The sequence below is a fragment of the Tenacibaculum amylolyticum genome (assembly GCF_964511145.1).
GTDB classification, from domain to species: Bacteria; Bacteroidota; Bacteroidia; order Flavobacteriales; family Flavobacteriaceae; genus Polaribacter; species Polaribacter amylolyticum.
Genome location: NZ_CAZEFZ010000021.1, coordinates 1 through 15,153 on the forward strand (window position 1 = coordinate 1; position 15,153 = coordinate 15,153).

At 30.7% G+C, this 15,153-nt stretch carries 18 protein-coding genes, 3 tRNA genes and 1 pseudogene; 9 read left to right on the forward strand and 13 right to left on the reverse strand.

Features of this window, described 5'->3' with window-relative positions:
• Nucleotides 1-273 (forward strand): annotated as a pseudogene (locus tag ACKTTC_RS07775) (hypothetical protein); the annotation flags it as partial.
• Between the two features lie 70 nt (nt 274-343).
• Here the strand turns inward: ACKTTC_RS07775 and ACKTTC_RS07780 are convergent.
• Nucleotides 344-736 (reverse strand): toxin-antitoxin system YwqK family antitoxin, encoded by a 393-nt coding sequence (locus ACKTTC_RS07780; RefSeq protein ID WP_408039243.1) that lies wholly within the window; start codon nt 734-736, stop codon nt 344-346.
• A gap of 257 nt (nt 737-993) precedes the next feature.
• Between ACKTTC_RS07780 and ACKTTC_RS07785 the strand changes: the two genes are divergently transcribed.
• Entirely contained in the window at nt 994-1,194 is a 201-nt protein-coding gene (locus tag ACKTTC_RS07785; protein WP_408039244.1) for a dodecin family protein, read from the forward strand.
• 105 nt (nt 1,195-1,299) lie between these two features.
• Complete coding sequence (locus ACKTTC_RS07790) at nt 1,300-2,106, forward strand: mechanosensitive ion channel family protein (protein WP_408039245.1); 807 nt, start codon at nt 1,300-1,302, stop codon at nt 2,104-2,106.
• Here the strand turns inward: ACKTTC_RS07790 and tsaB are convergent.
• From tsaB to cyoE, 10 genes are all read right to left on the reverse strand, one after another.
• Nucleotides 2,103-2,777, reverse strand: coding sequence for a tRNA (adenosine(37)-N6)-threonylcarbamoyltransferase complex dimerization subunit type 1 TsaB (gene tsaB, locus ACKTTC_RS07795; protein WP_408039246.1), 675 nt, complete (start codon nt 2,775-2,777; stop codon nt 2,103-2,105). The two genes, ACKTTC_RS07790 and tsaB, sit on opposite strands and share 4 nt — an antisense overlap.
• A 101-nt stretch (nt 2,778-2,878) precedes the next feature.
• Nucleotides 2,879-4,216 (reverse strand): TolC family protein, encoded by a 1,338-nt coding sequence (locus ACKTTC_RS07800; protein WP_408039247.1) that lies wholly within the window; start codon nt 4,214-4,216, stop codon nt 2,879-2,881.
• A gap of 72 nt (nt 4,217-4,288) precedes the next feature.
• Nucleotides 4,289-4,507: a hypothetical protein gene (locus ACKTTC_RS07805; protein ID WP_408039248.1), complete on the reverse strand. Its 219-nt coding sequence runs from the start codon at nt 4,505-4,507 to the stop codon at nt 4,289-4,291.
• The gene (locus tag ACKTTC_RS07810) at nt 4,497-5,030 is read right to left on the reverse strand and encodes a DUF420 domain-containing protein (RefSeq protein WP_408039249.1); all 534 of its coding nucleotides are present in this window, start codon (nt 5,028-5,030) and stop codon (nt 4,497-4,499) included. The genes ACKTTC_RS07805 and ACKTTC_RS07810 overlap by 11 nt, the downstream gene beginning before the upstream one ends.
• Nucleotides 5,023-5,670, reverse strand: a complete 648-nt coding sequence (locus ACKTTC_RS07815) for an SCO family protein (RefSeq protein WP_408039250.1) — start codon at nt 5,668-5,670, stop codon at nt 5,023-5,025. The genes ACKTTC_RS07810 and ACKTTC_RS07815 overlap by 8 nt, the downstream gene beginning before the upstream one ends.
• A 5-nt stretch (nt 5,671-5,675) precedes the next feature.
• On the reverse strand, nt 5,676-6,323 hold the full coding sequence (locus tag ACKTTC_RS07820) for a hypothetical protein (protein WP_408039251.1): 648 nt from the start codon (nt 6,321-6,323) through the stop codon (nt 5,676-5,678).
• Nucleotides 6,324-6,383: 60 nt separating this feature from the next.
• Nucleotides 6,384-6,722 (reverse strand): cytochrome C oxidase subunit IV family protein, encoded by a 339-nt coding sequence (locus ACKTTC_RS07825; RefSeq protein ID WP_408039252.1) that lies wholly within the window; start codon nt 6,720-6,722, stop codon nt 6,384-6,386.
• Nucleotides 6,723-6,744: 22 nt separating this feature from the next.
• Nucleotides 6,745-7,731 (reverse strand): cytochrome c oxidase subunit 3, encoded by a 987-nt coding sequence (locus ACKTTC_RS07830; RefSeq protein ID WP_408039253.1) that lies wholly within the window; start codon nt 7,729-7,731, stop codon nt 6,745-6,747.
• Nucleotides 7,732-7,788: 57 nt separating this feature from the next.
• The gene (locus ACKTTC_RS07835) at nt 7,789-8,376 is read right to left on the reverse strand and encodes a cytochrome c oxidase subunit 3 (protein ID WP_408039254.1); all 588 of its coding nucleotides are present in this window, start codon (nt 8,374-8,376) and stop codon (nt 7,789-7,791) included.
• The gene (gene cyoE, locus ACKTTC_RS07840; protein ID WP_408039255.1) at nt 8,377-9,261 is read right to left on the reverse strand and encodes a heme o synthase; all 885 of its coding nucleotides are present in this window, start codon (nt 9,259-9,261) and stop codon (nt 8,377-8,379) included.
• Between the two features lie 191 nt (nt 9,262-9,452).
• Between cyoE and ACKTTC_RS07845 the strand changes: the two genes are divergently transcribed.
• The 3 genes from ACKTTC_RS07845 (at nt 9,453) to ACKTTC_RS07855 (ending at nt 9,775) form a co-directional block, all read left to right on the forward strand.
• Nucleotides 9,453-9,524: transfer RNA gene (locus ACKTTC_RS07845), tRNA-Gly, on the forward strand.
• A gap of 21 nt (nt 9,525-9,545) precedes the next feature.
• A tRNA-Leu gene (locus tag ACKTTC_RS07850) sits at nt 9,546-9,631 on the forward strand.
• Nucleotides 9,632-9,689: 58 nt separating this feature from the next.
• Nucleotides 9,690-9,775: transfer RNA gene (locus ACKTTC_RS07855), tRNA-Leu, on the forward strand.
• A gap of 42 nt (nt 9,776-9,817) precedes the next feature.
• On the opposite strand, the gene ACKTTC_RS07860 is transcribed toward ACKTTC_RS07855, so the two are convergent.
• Together ACKTTC_RS07860 and ACKTTC_RS07865 are read right to left on the reverse strand one after the other, a co-directional pair.
• The gene (locus tag ACKTTC_RS07860; protein WP_408039256.1) at nt 9,818-10,651 is read right to left on the reverse strand and encodes a tetratricopeptide repeat protein; all 834 of its coding nucleotides are present in this window, start codon (nt 10,649-10,651) and stop codon (nt 9,818-9,820) included.
• Nucleotides 10,648-11,214 carry an RNA polymerase sigma factor gene (locus ACKTTC_RS07865; RefSeq protein WP_408039257.1) on the reverse strand — a complete coding sequence of 189 codons (567 nt, stop codon included), beginning with the start codon at nt 11,212-11,214 and terminating at the stop codon, nt 10,648-10,650. The genes ACKTTC_RS07860 and ACKTTC_RS07865 overlap by 4 nt, the downstream gene beginning before the upstream one ends.
• Before the next feature lie 99 nt (nt 11,215-11,313).
• Here ACKTTC_RS07865 and ACKTTC_RS07870 point away from each other — a divergent pair, with 99 nt between their 5' ends.
• From ACKTTC_RS07870 to ACKTTC_RS07880, 3 genes are all read left to right on the forward strand, one after another.
• Entirely contained in the window at nt 11,314-11,892 is a 579-nt protein-coding gene (locus ACKTTC_RS07870; protein WP_408039258.1) for a hypothetical protein, read from the forward strand.
• Between the two features lie 20 nt (nt 11,893-11,912).
• Nucleotides 11,913-12,503 (forward strand): hypothetical protein, encoded by a 591-nt coding sequence (locus ACKTTC_RS07875; RefSeq protein ID WP_408039259.1) that lies wholly within the window; start codon nt 11,913-11,915, stop codon nt 12,501-12,503.
• A gap of 61 nt (nt 12,504-12,564) precedes the next feature.
• Nucleotides 12,565-15,153, forward strand: a complete 2,589-nt coding sequence (locus ACKTTC_RS07880) for a CHAT domain-containing protein (protein WP_408039260.1) — start codon at nt 12,565-12,567, stop codon at nt 15,151-15,153.

Here is a 15,153-nt window from a genome sequence, read left to right on the forward strand (position 1 = left end):
GGTGGAGGAAACTTTACAATTGACAATTTCTATATTTCTGGAGTTGATTTAGGTGTTAAAGTAAAATCTACTGATGCTGAAGCTGGTGCAAGAATTGAAAACGGAGACTTAGTAATGACTAATGTTGAGTTTGCAAATAATGCTGCTGGTTTCCAAATGACTGATTATACTGGTGCTGCCGGTTCTACTTTCATTACTCAAGGAACAACTACTGGTGCTGGAAACGGAGCTGATGCTCCTGCTTGGGCTTCTGGATGGACTAGAGGGTTATAAAATACTTTTCTATATAAAAACAAAAAGCCGCGGTATATCCGCGGCTTTTTATTCTTTAAGGGTTTAATTCTTACTTTATAGCAAGTTTAGCTCCTTCTTTACGAGATTGCACACTTGCTACAGCGTTGTTCTCATAATTAACTTCTTTTAGGCCTTCTTTCGTCCATACAAGCCATTTACCTACCTTTTTACCTAGGTTATATTGAGCAACGACAGTTTTGTCGCCTTTTTCGTCAAAACGCTTCCAAACGCCATGTAATAGCTTATCTTTATAATAACCTTGCTCTTTAATTTTTCCGTTATCGTAAAAATGGGTGACTTTTATTAGATCGCCATCTTTTTCATAAAGAGGCTTTATTTCTTGTGCTTGCAGTATTCCGAACGTTAATACACAAGCTAATATCATTAATTTCTTCATACCTGTCATTTTATTCATTAACATTAATATTACAAATATAGTCATTTTTTTTACTTTTAAACAACATTCTCGTAACATTAATTTAACATTAAGGAGTTTTCCCTTCTCATAATGAATAAAATAGCTTTTTCAATGATCGAAACAACAAGCTTTTCGCGTTAAAATCTCACCACAAACACACTTCATATAACATACTGATTTTAAAAACATTAAAAATTCTCATCTTATAAAACGACTCATTATACACTTAAGTAGTATATTTACAATACTTTATGAATTATTAATCAATTAAAATTGTTCTTATGGCTGTAATGAAAGTAATAGAAATTTTATCTAACTCAGAAAAAAGCTGGGAAGATGCAACTAGAAAAGCAGTAAAACAGGCTTCAAAATCTGTAAAAAACATCAAATCTGCTTTTGTACAATCGCAAAGTGTTGTGGTTAACGACGATGAAGTAACTGAATTTAGAGTAAACTTAAAAGTAACTTTTGAAGTTAAATAACTTCTTTTAATATAAAAACTAACTACTACTACTTTTTATTTGCGGTATTAATTTAATTAAAGCCGCTTTTTTATTTTAAATCATAATTCAATACTATCTAAAAAAATGAAAGAAGACATTTTAAAACTGAAAAACATTTTAATTGAGTACGCTCCTAAAGTTGCTGCAGCTATATTTTTATTAATCGTTGGTTTATGGGTAATCAATATGTTTACCAGAGCGACTCATAAAATCATGGAAAAAAGAAGTTTAGACCATTCATTACGTGGTTTTTTTGCCAGCTTATTAAACTGGGGTTTAAAAATCTTTTTATTCATTACTGTTATTGGTCAATTAGGAATTCAAACAACTTCATTTGCTGCTATTATTGCTGCTGCAGGTTTAGCTATTGGAATGGCATTACAAGGATCGCTATCTAACTTTGCTGGAGGTGCACTTATATTAATGTTTAGACCTTTTAAGGTAGGTGATTATATTGAAGCACAAGGTGCTGAAGGTTTTGTAAAAGAAATACAAATATTTACTACTAAACTAAACACTGTAGATCATAGAGAAGTTATTTTACCTAATGGAGCGTTATCTAATGGAAATATTGTGAATTATTCTTCTGAAGAAACCAGACGTGTAGATTTAACATTTGGAGTTTCTTATGATGCAGATATTAAAGAAACAAGAGCAATATTATTAAGCGTGATTAATGGTATGTCGTACACCTTAAAAGATCCAGCACCAGCTATTTTTGTTGGAGAGTTAGCAGATAGCTCTGTAAACTTTATTACAAGAACATGGGTTAAATCTGAAAATTATTGGGATGCCTATTTTTACATGATAGAACATACAAAAATTGCATTAGATAAGGCTGGTATTGAAATACCGTATCCGCACTCAGTCGAAATTCAAAAAGAAGGCTAAATCTTTTTCTTTTCTGGAGTTACCATAAAATCTTTTAAGTAAAAAGGTTCAAAATAAGCGACATCTTCGATGTCGTTTTTTTTGTACTTCTCATAACTTAATTCTGCCATTTCTTTTGCTGAGGGTAATTTACCTTCAACAAATATTGCGTTTTCATTTTTTATAACCTCTTTACACTTTGTAACACCATCTCCAACAAAATATACTTTATCATTTAGAAAATCTGAAAAAGAATCAGCATCAATAACTTCTGCTTTTATTTCTCTAATCTTATCGTAATCTTTATTATATACGGCTGCATACACTTCCATTCTTCTAGCATCTAACATCGGAATAACAGCTCCCTCTTCTATACTAACTGTATGTGCAAGTGAAGTAAGTGTTTCAATACTAATTAACGGAATATCTAAAGAAAAGCACAATCCTTTTGCAGCAGAAACTCCAATACGTAAACCTGTGTAGGAACCAGGGCCTTTACTAACTGCAACAGCAGTAATGGCTTCTTTTTCTATATCTGCCTCTTTAATTACTTCTAAAATAAATGGATGTAATTTTTCTGCATGTGAATAATTTCCATCATTTAATTCTTTTAACGCTAGTATTTTCCCATCTTCTGCTATACTAACAGAACAGTTTTTAGTAGACGTTTCTATGTTTAAGATAATGGCCATGTATAAATTTTCAGCAAATATAAAGCTTCCCAATAAAACAAAACCTCTCAAATTATGTTTGAGAGGTTTTGTTTTATTGAAAAAATTAACAACTTCTATTCTTAATTTAATATATTTTCTCCATAGTAGAACTTTAATACTTTTGTTTTAAACACATAATCGTACTTTGCACGTATTAAAGCAGATTCTGCATTTACCAATCTATTACGTACTTGATCGTAATCAAACTGTGTCATCTGTCCATAATCAAGACTCACTTGCGCATTTTTAAACGCCTCTCTTTGTGCCTCTAAAGAAACTTGAGCTGCTTCATAAGTCTTAGCCGCTGCTTTAGAGTCTAAGAAAGCTTGCTCTATAGTTTGCTGTAAACGTAGTTTAGCACTTTCTAAATTATTATCAGATATTAATTTATTTATTTTAGAACGTTCTACATTTGCATCATTTCTAAATCCATTAAAAATAGGAATACTTACATTAAACCCAACTCCATATCCTAAGTTATTATCTAATTGAGTAAGTAAACCTGTATTGGTAAATCCTGGTGGTGGATCTAATGAGAAACCATAATTGGAATTAATATTTGCAGAAGTTGAAATTGATGGATAATATCCAGATTTAGAAATCTCCACACCTAATTCAGCATTTTCTATAGCAAGTTTAGCTTTTTCAATTTCTGGTCTGTTCGTTAATGCCTTTTGATATACTTGATTAGAACTACTATATAATAAAGCTGCTGATGGTGTACCTACTTCTATAGTAGCTACATCAAAGTTCTCATATGTTACTTGCAGTAATTGAGCTAACTGTAATAATGCTAGGTTTAATGCATTTTCTTGGGTTACTACATTTTGAGCATCATTTGCCGCTGTAGATTGTATATTTAATAAGTCACTTTTTGGCGTTGCTCCTACTTCAAATTGTGCTTGAGCTCTATCTATTTGATTTTTGCTTATTTCAGCTTGAACTTTAGCTACTTCTAAATTTTCTTTAGCAAATAATACGTTTAAATAAGTAGTAACTACTTGTAACGAAATATCATTTTCTATAATTTCTAGATCTAACTTACTACTTTCTACTCCTAATTTAGCTTGTTTATATGTATTTAAATTTCTAAAACCATTAAATACAGTATAACTAGCTCCTACTCCTACTGATCCTCCAAAAGTACTTGTAGAAATTCTATTATTAGATACAGGATCGAATGTAGAACCAAAGTTTAAATTACCTCCAGTTGAAGCATTTAAGGATGGTAAAAAATTTGCTTTAGAGCTTTTTACATCTTTTTGAGACACCTCTATACTCAACTTATTAGTTTTTACACTAATATTATTTTTTAAAGCGTGGTCTACACATTCTTTTAGTGTCCATTGTTTTTGTCCGTATGAAAAATATGTTGCTAGTAAAAAAGTCGATAGTAGCAGTAGTTTCGTTTTTTTCAAAGTATTTTATTTTAATAAATCAAGGATATGACGACAAAGTAATCATTATGTTACAAAAAATACGAACGAATATTAATTTTTTAGTTTCTTTCTGTGTCTGTATAACATATAAAATAAAATCCCCACTAATATATAAGGAAAAATCATTAGGTAAGTAATCCCATCATTTACGCCTTCTGCCATGGATTCATTTCCTCCTTCAACAACAGCTTTACACATAGCACATTGTGCATTACTTACTTCTGCAAGCAACAACACAAACAATACAGATAAATATTTTTTAATGCACATAATAAGGGGCTATCATTACATAAACAATTACACCAGTTATAGCTACATATAACCATAACGGAAAAGTAATTTTGGCAATCTTTCTATGTTGAGGAAACTGTCCAAGTTTAGCTCTCATATATGTAAATAACACAAAAGGAATTACAACTATAGAAAGTAAAATATGCGTGATTAAAATAAAGTAGTAGATATATTTTATGGTTCCTTCTCCTCCAAATTTTGTCGACTCAGAAGTCATGTGATAAGCTACATACATTACTAAAAACAAAGCAGAAAACACTAATGCAGTTGTATTTAACTGTTCGTGTAACTTCCTGTTTCCTTTTTTTATAGCTATAATAGAAGCAATTAATAAAACGGCTGTTGCTCCATTAATTGTTGCATAAATAGGTGGCAAAAAAGACAATGGCGCCACATTAGGTAATTTTATTCTAAACAAAGCTGCTACAGCAATAGGAATTACAATAGAAACAATTGTTATAAATTTTTTATAGTTTTTTTCTGAAGCAGATAAATTACTCATTTAATAACAGTTTGATATCTTGTTTTAATTCTTTAATTTGATCTGGGAATTTTTCTTCTTCTAAAGCTCTATAATACATAATAGGATTTCCATATTCATCGTATCTAGAACGGATGTATCCATCTTTATCTACCAAAGCAAATAAACCTGAATGATAAAAACCTCCATGATCTTTTCCTCCTTCTCCAACTGGTAATTTGAAACCATTATTAGACAAATTAAAAACGTTCTCTTCTGGTTTTCCAGTTAACAAGTTCCAGTTTTTATGGTTTATTTTGTAATTCTTTGCATACTCTTTTAATACTTCTGGCGTATCTATATCTGGAGTAATAGAAAAGGAAGCAATTCCAAACTCTGGGTTCCCTAAAAACTCATTTTGTACCGTTACCATTTTTCTATTCATAATAGGGCAAATAGTTGGACAAGTTGTAAAGAAAAACTCTACTACATATACTTTTCCTTCGTAATCTTTATTAGTTATAGTTTTCCCTTCTTGGTTTATAAACTCAAATGCAGGAACCTTATTAAACTTAAATAAATCAGCTTTTTCAAAATGTTTTACAATCTTTGGAATTGAATAAATTCCAAATAATAAAACAATAAAGGAAATACCTATATAGGAATATTTATTTTTTGACATTGTTTTTATTTTTTTCTATCAGCACTATTTTTCTTCAACGCTAAACGATATTCTGCCAATACAACTTTTACATCATCCTTCATTTTATCGTTTAATTCGCCTACAGATTTCATATTATATCCATATAATAAACCATCTACGCTATCTTTATCATTATTTCTTCCTCGTAAGCTTACTTCTTTATCTATAATAAAAGCGTCTGAAGAGTGTAAGTTAGCATCTAAAGGTTTATTGGTTTTGAAACTTTCATAAAATGCTTTAATAACTGCATCATCTGCAAATACAAATCTCCAGTTTATCATATTTGTATAAGCTCCCACTTCTTTTTTTATTTTTTCTGCTTCAACTTTAGCTTCTGAAGGAATTACAGCAATCATTTGAAAATCTTTAAACCCGTAAAATGGTTTGTAAATTTTCTGATTTAAGTTAAAAATTTCTCCTTTAATTGTAGATATCTGTTTCCCTGGGAAAATAATGATCGAAATCTTTTGAGACAATTCATTTTCACTGTCAATTACTGAAATATCAGTTACATTTTTAGTTAAAACAGGCAACTTTGCAAAGTTATTAATCCCCATTGACAGTAAGACATAAAATAGTAAAGGGACAATAAACAACGAAAATAAAACGATGTACTTTTTTGTTATCTTCATGAATTTTATTTCAAGTGATGAGCAAAAAAAAAGTGGTTAAAACCACCTTTTTTTTATTGATTACCATTTTACTAATGGTGCTAATGTTTCGTGTAAATAACTACCTTCTATTAATACAATGAATAAAAGATAAGAAATTAAGAAGACTGCTGTCCAAACTATAGAACGTCTAAACCATTTTTTCTCTCCTTCTAAGTGCATGAATGCCCATGCAATATAATATGCTTTTGCAAGTGTTAAAATGATAAATATCCAGTTTAACCAGCTAGTTCCTATTCCGTGTAAGTGTAAGGAATCTGGCTTAACGATACCTAAACCAACTTCTACAATAGTAATTAGTGATAAAAGTCCTAATACTATCCAAATTCTTGCATTTGATTCGTGTGAGTGTCCTGCCATTTTTAATTCTTTATTGTTGAAATTATACTAAGTAGAAGAAGGTAAATACGAATACCCAAACTAAATCTACAAAGTGCCAATATAATCCTACTTTTTCTACCATTTCATAATGTCCTCTTCTTTCATAAGTTCCTAGAACAACATTAAAGAAAATGATAATATTAATAACGATTCCTGAAAATACGTGGAATCCGTGGAATCCAGTAATAAAGAAGAAGAAGTCTGCAAAAATAGGGTTACCATATTCGTTTACATGTAAATTAGCTCCTTGTACTACTTGAGTAGCTCCTGCTAATTTCTTTAAACTTTCTTCTCTAGAATAAATTATTTTCTTCTTCGTCTCTAAATTCATTCTTTCTGATCTGATTCGTAACGAAGGATCATTTTTAAATGCTTCTTGAACTTGTGCTACAGAATACTCAGGAATAGTTGGTTCAGCTTTAAACCATAATCCATTTGTTGGAGCATGCTGTTCTCTTCCATCTTTTCTTGCATTCGTAACAAAGTCAGCTAATGCTATTTGATGTCCTTCTGCATTAACGAATTGTAAGATTCTATTATTCTTAGTTTTTACTGCTCCATAAGAACCTTTAATAAAAGTTTTCCATTCCCAAGCTTGAGAACCTACGAAGATTAAACCAAATATAATAGTGATGAACATATACAATGCCACCTTCTTTTGTTTCATTTTATGACCTGCATCTACTGCCAATACCATAGTAACAGAAGAAACAATTAATATGAACGTCATAAACGCTACATAGTACATTGGGTAATTACCATGAAAAAAAGGAACGTGGGTAAATACCTCATCTGCAATTGGCCATGAATCGATAAACTTAAAACGTGTTAAACCGTAAGCGGCTAAGAATCCTGAAAAGGTTAATGCATCCGATAGAATAAAAAACCACATCATCATCTTACCATAGCTGGCACCAAATGGTCTTACACCTGCACCACCGTCCCAGGTATTTTTGTCGTCAGAATTTACAGCAATATTTGCTTCCATAAATATCTTAATCAGTTAAATTTTGTTAAATAGTGCGCCAAAATTACGCATTTTAAATCATTTGTAAAACTTAAAGAATAAAAATAAGAGTATCCAAAGTAAATCTACAAAGTGCCAAAATATTGCACCGAGTTCAAACCCAAGCATATCGGCAGATGAATACTTCTTTTTATAATGATTATAAATAACAACAAAAAGTACTATAATTCCTGCTAATAAGTGTAAAACATGCATAAATGTTATCCCTATTATGAACGAACTAGACACTGTACTTTCTGGTCCTGTAAAATATAATCCTAAACTTTCTAACTCTTTAAAACCTACATACTGGTACCACACAAATGCAATTCCCAATATTAATGTTAGTAATAAAAAGATAAAAGATAGCTTTAAATTGTCTTTCTTTAAAAATCGTTGAGATACGAATAAGGCAATACTACTTGCTACAATTAAAAATGTGCTTATATAAAAAGCTTGAGGTAAATCGAAAGCAACCCAATCTTCTCTTTTAGCACTAACAATGTAAGCACTTGTTAAACCAGCAAAAAACATCACCATACTTATCAAAGCAACCCATAACATTGGTTTTGCTGATTTTCGTTTTGCTTGTCTTAGTTCATTATCAATCTCAATCCTGTTCTCCATTTAATGAAAAAATTTATCTATTACATATATAATTGGCAATATTGTGATGTAAAAAACACTTGCCAACATTAATTTTCTTGCGTCAGTATTCTTCTCTGATTTATATAATTTTATTCCGTAAAACAGCATTAGTAAACCTAGTAAAGCAACAATTACAGCTGTTATTCGATATATATATAAAGTACCTGTTACTCTAAGCACTGGAGCTACAGAAATTAAAATCATTACACAGGTATAAAAAATTATTTGAGCGACAGCTCCTTTGTCTTTTTTATCCATAGGAAGCATATGTAAACCTGCCTTATTATATTCTTCATATTGTAACCAACCAATAGCCCAAAAGTGTGGGAATTGCCAGAAAAATTGAATCATAAATAAGAAACCTGCTTCAATTCCAAAGTTTCCTGTTGCTGCTACCCAACCTAACATAAAAGGAATAGCTCCTGGAATGGCTCCAACAAAAACAGCTAATGGTGTTATTGCTTTTAACGGTGTGTATGCGCTTGTATATAAGAAGATAGATATCGCTCCAAAAAGTGCGCATTTAGGATTAATTGCGTATAAGATTGCAATTCCTGCTATTGTAAATAATGTAGCAATAGTTAACGCAGTAGTAACTTTCATTCTTCCAGAAGGCAAAGGACGATTCTTTGTTCTTTGCATAACGGCATCTATATCTTTTTCTATTACTTGATTAAAAGCATTAGAAGCTCCTACCATTAAATAACCACCTATAGCTAATTGGAGAATAATTGAATAGTTTATAGTTTCTGCTCCTAACAGGTATCCTGCAATTGAAGTAAAAACTACACTTACTGACAACCCTACTTTAGTTAGTTGTTTAAAATCAGTAAAAATTGTTTTTAAAACCGATTTATCTGCCATCAAAACTGAACCCACCTTGCTTTATAAAAAATTTGCACAAAGATATTTCATTAATTTATTACTGACAATCTTTTTTTTACAGGAAATAATTAGAAAAAAAACAAAAACTACTTTGTAATTAAAAAAAACATGTTATATTTGCACCCGCATTCGCAGTAATGCACAAGTTCATTAAAATAATATATGACTACGCGAAAGTAGCTCAGGGGTAGAGCATCACCTTGCCAAGGTGAGGGTCGCGGGTTCAAATCCCGTCTTTCGCTCAATCCTTTTAAAAAATTAACGCTGAAGTGGTGGAATTGGTAGACACGTTGGACTTAAAATCCAATGAGCCGTAATGCTCGTGCGGGTTCAAGTCCCGCCTTCAGTACTAAGCCTCGCTTTTACGAGTGAGGCTTAATTTTAAAAGTAGTCATAAAAACATATATGCTGAAGTGGTGGAATTGGTAGACACGTTGGACTTAAAATCCAATGGGCCGTAATGCCCGTGCGGGTTCAAGTCCCGCCTTCAGTACTAAAAAACCGAAACAATCTTGTTTCGGTTTTTTTATGCTTTTTATTTTTCTAATTTCTCAAGTAAATATCTAGCTTTAGTATAGTTATAGTTTGTAGGAGTTTTAGTAATTCTTTTCAACGTTTGTATCAATTGCTTTTCTTTCCCTTCTTTTAAGTACACCAATGCTAGCAACCATTGTGATTTTTTAGACTGTAATGTATTTGATTTCTCTAAAAGTAAAAATTGATCTTCTGCTTTTGCAAAATCTTTTAACTCCAAATACGACAATCCGTTATAAATATAACTCAATACATTTGCTTTTTCTTCTGAAGTTTCTTGATATACACCAAAGATTTTTATCGCTTCTTTGTAGTTCTTTTCTTCAAATAAGAATTGTCCCTTTGTTAATAAATCCTCAACATCGCTACCTCTATTTACAAACGAAGGCAAACTACCTGCTTCAGATTCAAAATATGTATTGTATAAATCATTATAATTTGGATTGTTATAAAATAATGTATAAGAAACAGATACTGCAAATGCAATTGAAGCAGCAACAGCGATACTTTTTAAGAACAACCTTCTCTTATTTCTTTTTTTTTCTTCCGAAATAACAGCTGAAATTGTATTTCTAAGTTTGGTAGCCTCACCACTACTATAAAACGATTTTAATTGAGTTGCTTTTTCAGTCTTTAAAACGCTACGATTCCCTATTTTCCATTCTTCATCTTCATACATTTTTCTCATATCGCTTTCTAACTTGAAAGCTTCATATAAGGTTTTATCTACCATAAGTTGCTCTTCAAAAGCTTTGATTTCTTCAGCATCCATTTCTTTATTGAGATACTTATCTATCTTCTTAAAAAAATCATCTTCCTGTAAAAAATCACTCATAATTCTTTCAATTCGTTATACCTAACATCGCTTTTAATTACTTTCGATAGTTGGGATTTACAATTAAAAATACGTTGCCTTACCACATTATCTGATTTGTACCCTAGTTTTTTCACAATTTCTTTATAAGGTGTTTTTTTAAAAAATAACTTCAATAGCATCTTACAGTTTTCAGATATTTTATTTAATTTTTCTTGAAAAAGCTCCCATCTTTCTTGCTCTAAAGCAGCCAAGACAAAATCATCTTCTTCACTTACTAGTTCCACTATTTCATTATTTGTTACCCTTCTTTTTTTCTTATTTAACTCTCTCTTCCACAGATTGGTTCCTGCTACATACAAAAAACCCTCTATGGTGCTTTCTATAGTGAATGTTTTGGTTTTATACCTAGCAATTACTTGCATTAGTAGTTTTTGAAAAACATCTTCTGCGTCTTCTTCCCTTCCTTTGTTTTTTAAAACATAAATAGAGATCTTTGGAAAAACATTTGCGTACAGTGTTTTTATAACTTGTCTATCCCCATTAGCAAGCTTTTTCAAAGTATCATTTGATCGATCTAACATCCTTATTTTATAGCATTTAATTATTTTATATACTTTTAGCTAGTAACTTTTTTAGTAGTTGAGGAACGTACTAATATAAAGCAAAATAATATGAAAAAAATGATTAAACAAATTGCAGTTGCATTCTTACTATTAGCTTTTGTAAGTTGCACTGAAGAAAAAAATCTGGTTCCTAACGAAGAAGTTACTCAAACAAAAGTATACGAGCTTCCTAAAAATGCTGTAGATATACATACAGTTTTAAAACAATATAAAATTGCTATTGAAAAGAACGCTAAACAAAAAACACTTTTCTCTAACCAATTAAAGTCACCTACTTTAATAAGTTCTGATGATGACACCCCTACTCCAATAGGCCATAGCGGATATCAAAAGTTTTTCATCGTATACCCTATAAATTGGACATTACAAGATCGTTTTAATTTTTTATCCAATTATACAAATAGACTAAACATTTCCCTTGGTCAAATAATAATTGCAGCCAATTCTTGTCAACATGTAGACACTTGGTATATCTCCAACACTGTGGTTTTTGAAAAAAATAAATCTAAAAACTTAATCGTAGCTACAGATCCTTCAACCGGAGAAGAAGAAGACGAAGAAGATGGTCCAAAAACTGACCCGTTAGAGTATACTACTTGCGACGAAGTACCTATACCTCTTACATTTTTAGAATAATAAATCTAAAACCAATTCAAATGAAAAAAGTACTCACACAAATTATAGCTACAGTTCTATTAATGCATTTTGTAAGCTGTACAGATGAAAAGAATGAAATTATCAGCACAGAAAAACAAGCTGTTACCCAAAAACTTCCAGAAAACGCTATAAGCGCAACTAAGCTTTTACAAAAACGAAAAGGCAACATAAAAAACGTTTATGAAGCACAATCTAAACAAGCTGTGTACTATAAAATATTCTTCGTTTTATACCCTACAGATTGGGATGATAGCGATAGACTTGATTTTTTAGAAACTGCAAAAAAATATCATTTTAAAGGTAAGCGAATATTAATAGTAAGTGGAGAATGTGACTATGTAGACACTTGGTACGTTGCATACACAATACCACCAGTAGACAAAGGGAAAAACTTAATCGTAGCATCTGATCCAGACCTAGACCCAGATGATGGTAGCGACGGAGGACCTGGAGAAGTTCCTTCTGGAGATGGGGGAAATTATGCCTCTTGTCATGATGTTCCACTTCCTCCAGAATATTATTTATCTTCGTCTATAGATATTGTAACGCCAGAAGATCCAGATGAAAACTTTCCTACACCTATTCGATAATACAATTATATCATATATATATTCGTATAACAAAAAGAGAAAAAACATATTTTTTCTCTTTTTGTTTTTTATCTCCATAGTATCAGGATTTACACAGGAAGTTTCAGCTACTTTTGATTCTATATACAAACTCCCAGAAAAAAATATTGATAAATTATCTCTATACAATAACCTCTTCAATACTTACCAAAAAAACAACGATTTTAAACAATTAGGATTAGAAACATACGAATTAGCAAAAAAAGTATACAAGCAAAGTATAGACACAGCCATATATTATAATCAGAAAGCTATTGATGCAACATTAAAAACAAATCCGATTGATTCCTGTTTATTAAAATCGTGTTATTACAATGTTGGTTTTTATAACAAACGAAAAAAAGACTATATCAAAGCTATTGCTGGATATAAAAAATCATTAACCTTAAAAGATTGCAAAAATTTAAGTAAAGGAGCTAGAAAACATCTTCCAAAAACGTATTTCGCATTAGCAAGTCATTTTTTTCAAAATGGTGATTATTTTACTGCTGCAAAAAATTACCAAAAATCATTAGACCTAACTCCTCCAAATGAAATCGGTCAAATGATAAATTCTCATACGAGAATAGGACGATCTTATAAAAATATGAGAGATCTTACCTCTGGCAAGAAAGCGTTGTATCATTTTTTAAAAGCTGACTCTCTATATAAAACACTATCAGATCAAAACATTGAAAATAATTTTATCTTTTACAATAATATAGCTGGGCAATATGCTCAAAATGGGCAACACCTAAATAGCAGTAATGAATCGACTCAAAATGCCTTAAAATATTATGCGAAATCAATTGAACTTGCTAAAAAAATAACGAATCCAGTACTATTAGAAGAATTCTATTATAATCTAGGAATTACTTATCAAACCATTGACTTAAAAAAAGCCGAACAATACTTTTTAAAATCTATAGATGCAGCCCATCAATTAGAAAATAATTTTAAAAAATACACTTTTTTAGGTTTAGGAATTACTGCTTCTTTAAATAAAAAACACAAACAAGCTCAGGAGTATTTTTTAAAATCGCTAGTCTATTTTCTTCAAAAAGAAAACATAACTGAAAACACACCTATATCTGACAAACAATTATATACAGTACAAGATAAAGAACGATTATTAGAATTGTTCAGGAGTCAGATGGAGAACTGGGATCGAATGTTGGATGAAAGTCAGAGTACTGAAGTAGCTAAGTTGATGATTCAAAAAGCGAAATTAAGTGATCGATTGATAACAATTATGTTAAAAGAGGATCTTTCAAACAGCTCGAAATTACTCATACGAAATTTAGCTTCTGAAATCTACATTTTAGCTTTAGAAGCTTGCTATAGCATTAACGATATAAAAAATGCTTTCTATTTTGCTGAGAAAAATAAAGCCATTTTACTTATACAAAACATTAAAAAAAATTCTACATCAATAGATAATACTCCAATAATCAAACCTACTTATTTTTCCAATCCAAATTTAATTTCCATACTTCCTTTCGAGGAAATTAATTTAGTTGAAAATGAAGTAATACTACATTATGTCATGGCAGAACGCCTCTTAGGTAAAGTTCCTGATGCATACGGAATATACATTTCTAAATCTATAAAAAAGATATTTAAAATAGCAGACACGGATGGTTTGATTACTAATATTAAAACACTTAGAAAAAAGCTAGACACTCCTTTTGTAACTGAGGAAGATCAACAAAATTATTATAACTTATCTAACAAAGTTCTCAACACAATTATTCCTACTGAAATCCAAAAGGATTTACCAAATAAAAAACTCACTGTCTTAGGAGATCATATTTTGAACTTCATTCCTTTTGAACCCTTAATTATAGATAAAAAACTAAATAAATATCTAATTGAAATCTGTGAAGTTCGTTACGATTATTCTTTAACTTTTAAAGAAGAAAATAAAAATATAATAAGAAAACCTTCTAAAGAATTTCTAGGTATTGCTCCTATATACTTTGACACTCTCACTTCATTAAAAAATAGTGAGAAAGAGATTTTATTGGGTAAAAAATATTACACTGGAGAAACACAAACAGACAAAAACACCACTAAACAAAATTTTATCAATAATGCTACGAATTATAAAATTTTACATTTAGCTACACATGCAAATGCTTCTGATTCTATACAGCCGTGGATTGCTTTTCGTGATTCTAAATTAAGTCTTCAAGAACTAGATACTATTAAAAACAATGCTGAATTGGTAATATTAAGTGCTTGTAACACTTCTATTGGCAAAATTAATCAAGGGGAAGGTGTTATGAGTTTAGCCCGTGGGTTTTTTAAATCTGGCGCCAAAGCAGTAATTCCTTCTTTATGGAAAACAAACGACAAAGCAAGCTTTTATATTATTGCTACATTTTATAAATACTTACATGAAGGACAAACCTCTTCTGCTGCTCTTCGAAGTGCAAAAATAGATTATCTAAAAACACATACAGATGCTGAAGCCTCACCTTATTATTGGGCTCCATTGATTATCATTGGAGATTCAACTCCTATTCTGTCACAAAAAAAATATAATTCCCTCTACATTCTTCCTCTAGTAATAATTGCTGTAATTATTTTTTTCATTATTAGATATCGAAGAAAGATGATCGAAGCATAA

Coding starts and splice junctions, on each gene's coding strand:
- ACKTTC_RS07780 (WP_408039243.1), bottom strand. CDS start 736: ATGACTATATTTGTAATATTAATGTTAATGAATAAAATGACAGGTATG.
- ACKTTC_RS07785 (WP_408039244.1), top strand. CDS start 994: ATGGCTGTAATGAAAGTAATAGAAATTTTATCTAACTCAGAAAAAAGC.
- ACKTTC_RS07790 (WP_408039245.1), top strand. CDS start 1,300: ATGAAAGAAGACATTTTAAAACTGAAAAACATTTTAATTGAGTACGCT.
- tsaB (WP_408039246.1), bottom strand. CDS start 2,777: ATGGCCATTATCTTAAACATAGAAACGTCTACTAAAAACTGTTCTGTT.
- ACKTTC_RS07805 (WP_408039248.1), bottom strand. CDS start 4,507: ATGTGCATTAAAAAATATTTATCTGTATTGTTTGTGTTGTTGCTTGCA.
- ACKTTC_RS07810 (WP_408039249.1), bottom strand. CDS start 5,030: ATGAGTAATTTATCTGCTTCAGAAAAAAACTATAAAAAATTTATAACA.
- ACKTTC_RS07815 (WP_408039250.1), bottom strand. CDS start 5,670: ATGTCAAAAAATAAATATTCCTATATAGGTATTTCCTTTATTGTTTTA.
- ACKTTC_RS07820 (WP_408039251.1), bottom strand. CDS start 6,323: ATGAAGATAACAAAAAAGTACATCGTTTTATTTTCGTTGTTTATTGTC.
- ACKTTC_RS07825 (WP_408039252.1), bottom strand. CDS start 6,722: ATGGCAGGACACTCACACGAATCAAATGCAAGAATTTGGATAGTATTA.
- ACKTTC_RS07830 (WP_408039253.1), bottom strand. CDS start 7,731: ATGGAAGCAAATATTGCTGTAAATTCTGACGACAAAAATACCTGGGAC.
- ACKTTC_RS07835 (WP_408039254.1), bottom strand. CDS start 8,376: ATGGAGAACAGGATTGAGATTGATAATGAACTAAGACAAGCAAAACGA.
- cyoE (WP_408039255.1), bottom strand. CDS start 9,261: ATGGCAGATAAATCGGTTTTAAAAACAATTTTTACTGATTTTAAACAA.
- ACKTTC_RS07860 (WP_408039256.1), bottom strand. CDS start 10,651: ATGAGTGATTTTTTACAGGAAGATGATTTTTTTAAGAAGATAGATAAG.
- ACKTTC_RS07865 (WP_408039257.1), bottom strand. CDS start 11,214: ATGTTAGATCGATCAAATGATACTTTGAAAAAGCTTGCTAATGGGGAT.
- ACKTTC_RS07870 (WP_408039258.1), top strand. CDS start 11,314: ATGATTAAACAAATTGCAGTTGCATTCTTACTATTAGCTTTTGTAAGT.
- ACKTTC_RS07875 (WP_408039259.1), top strand. CDS start 11,913: ATGAAAAAAGTACTCACACAAATTATAGCTACAGTTCTATTAATGCAT.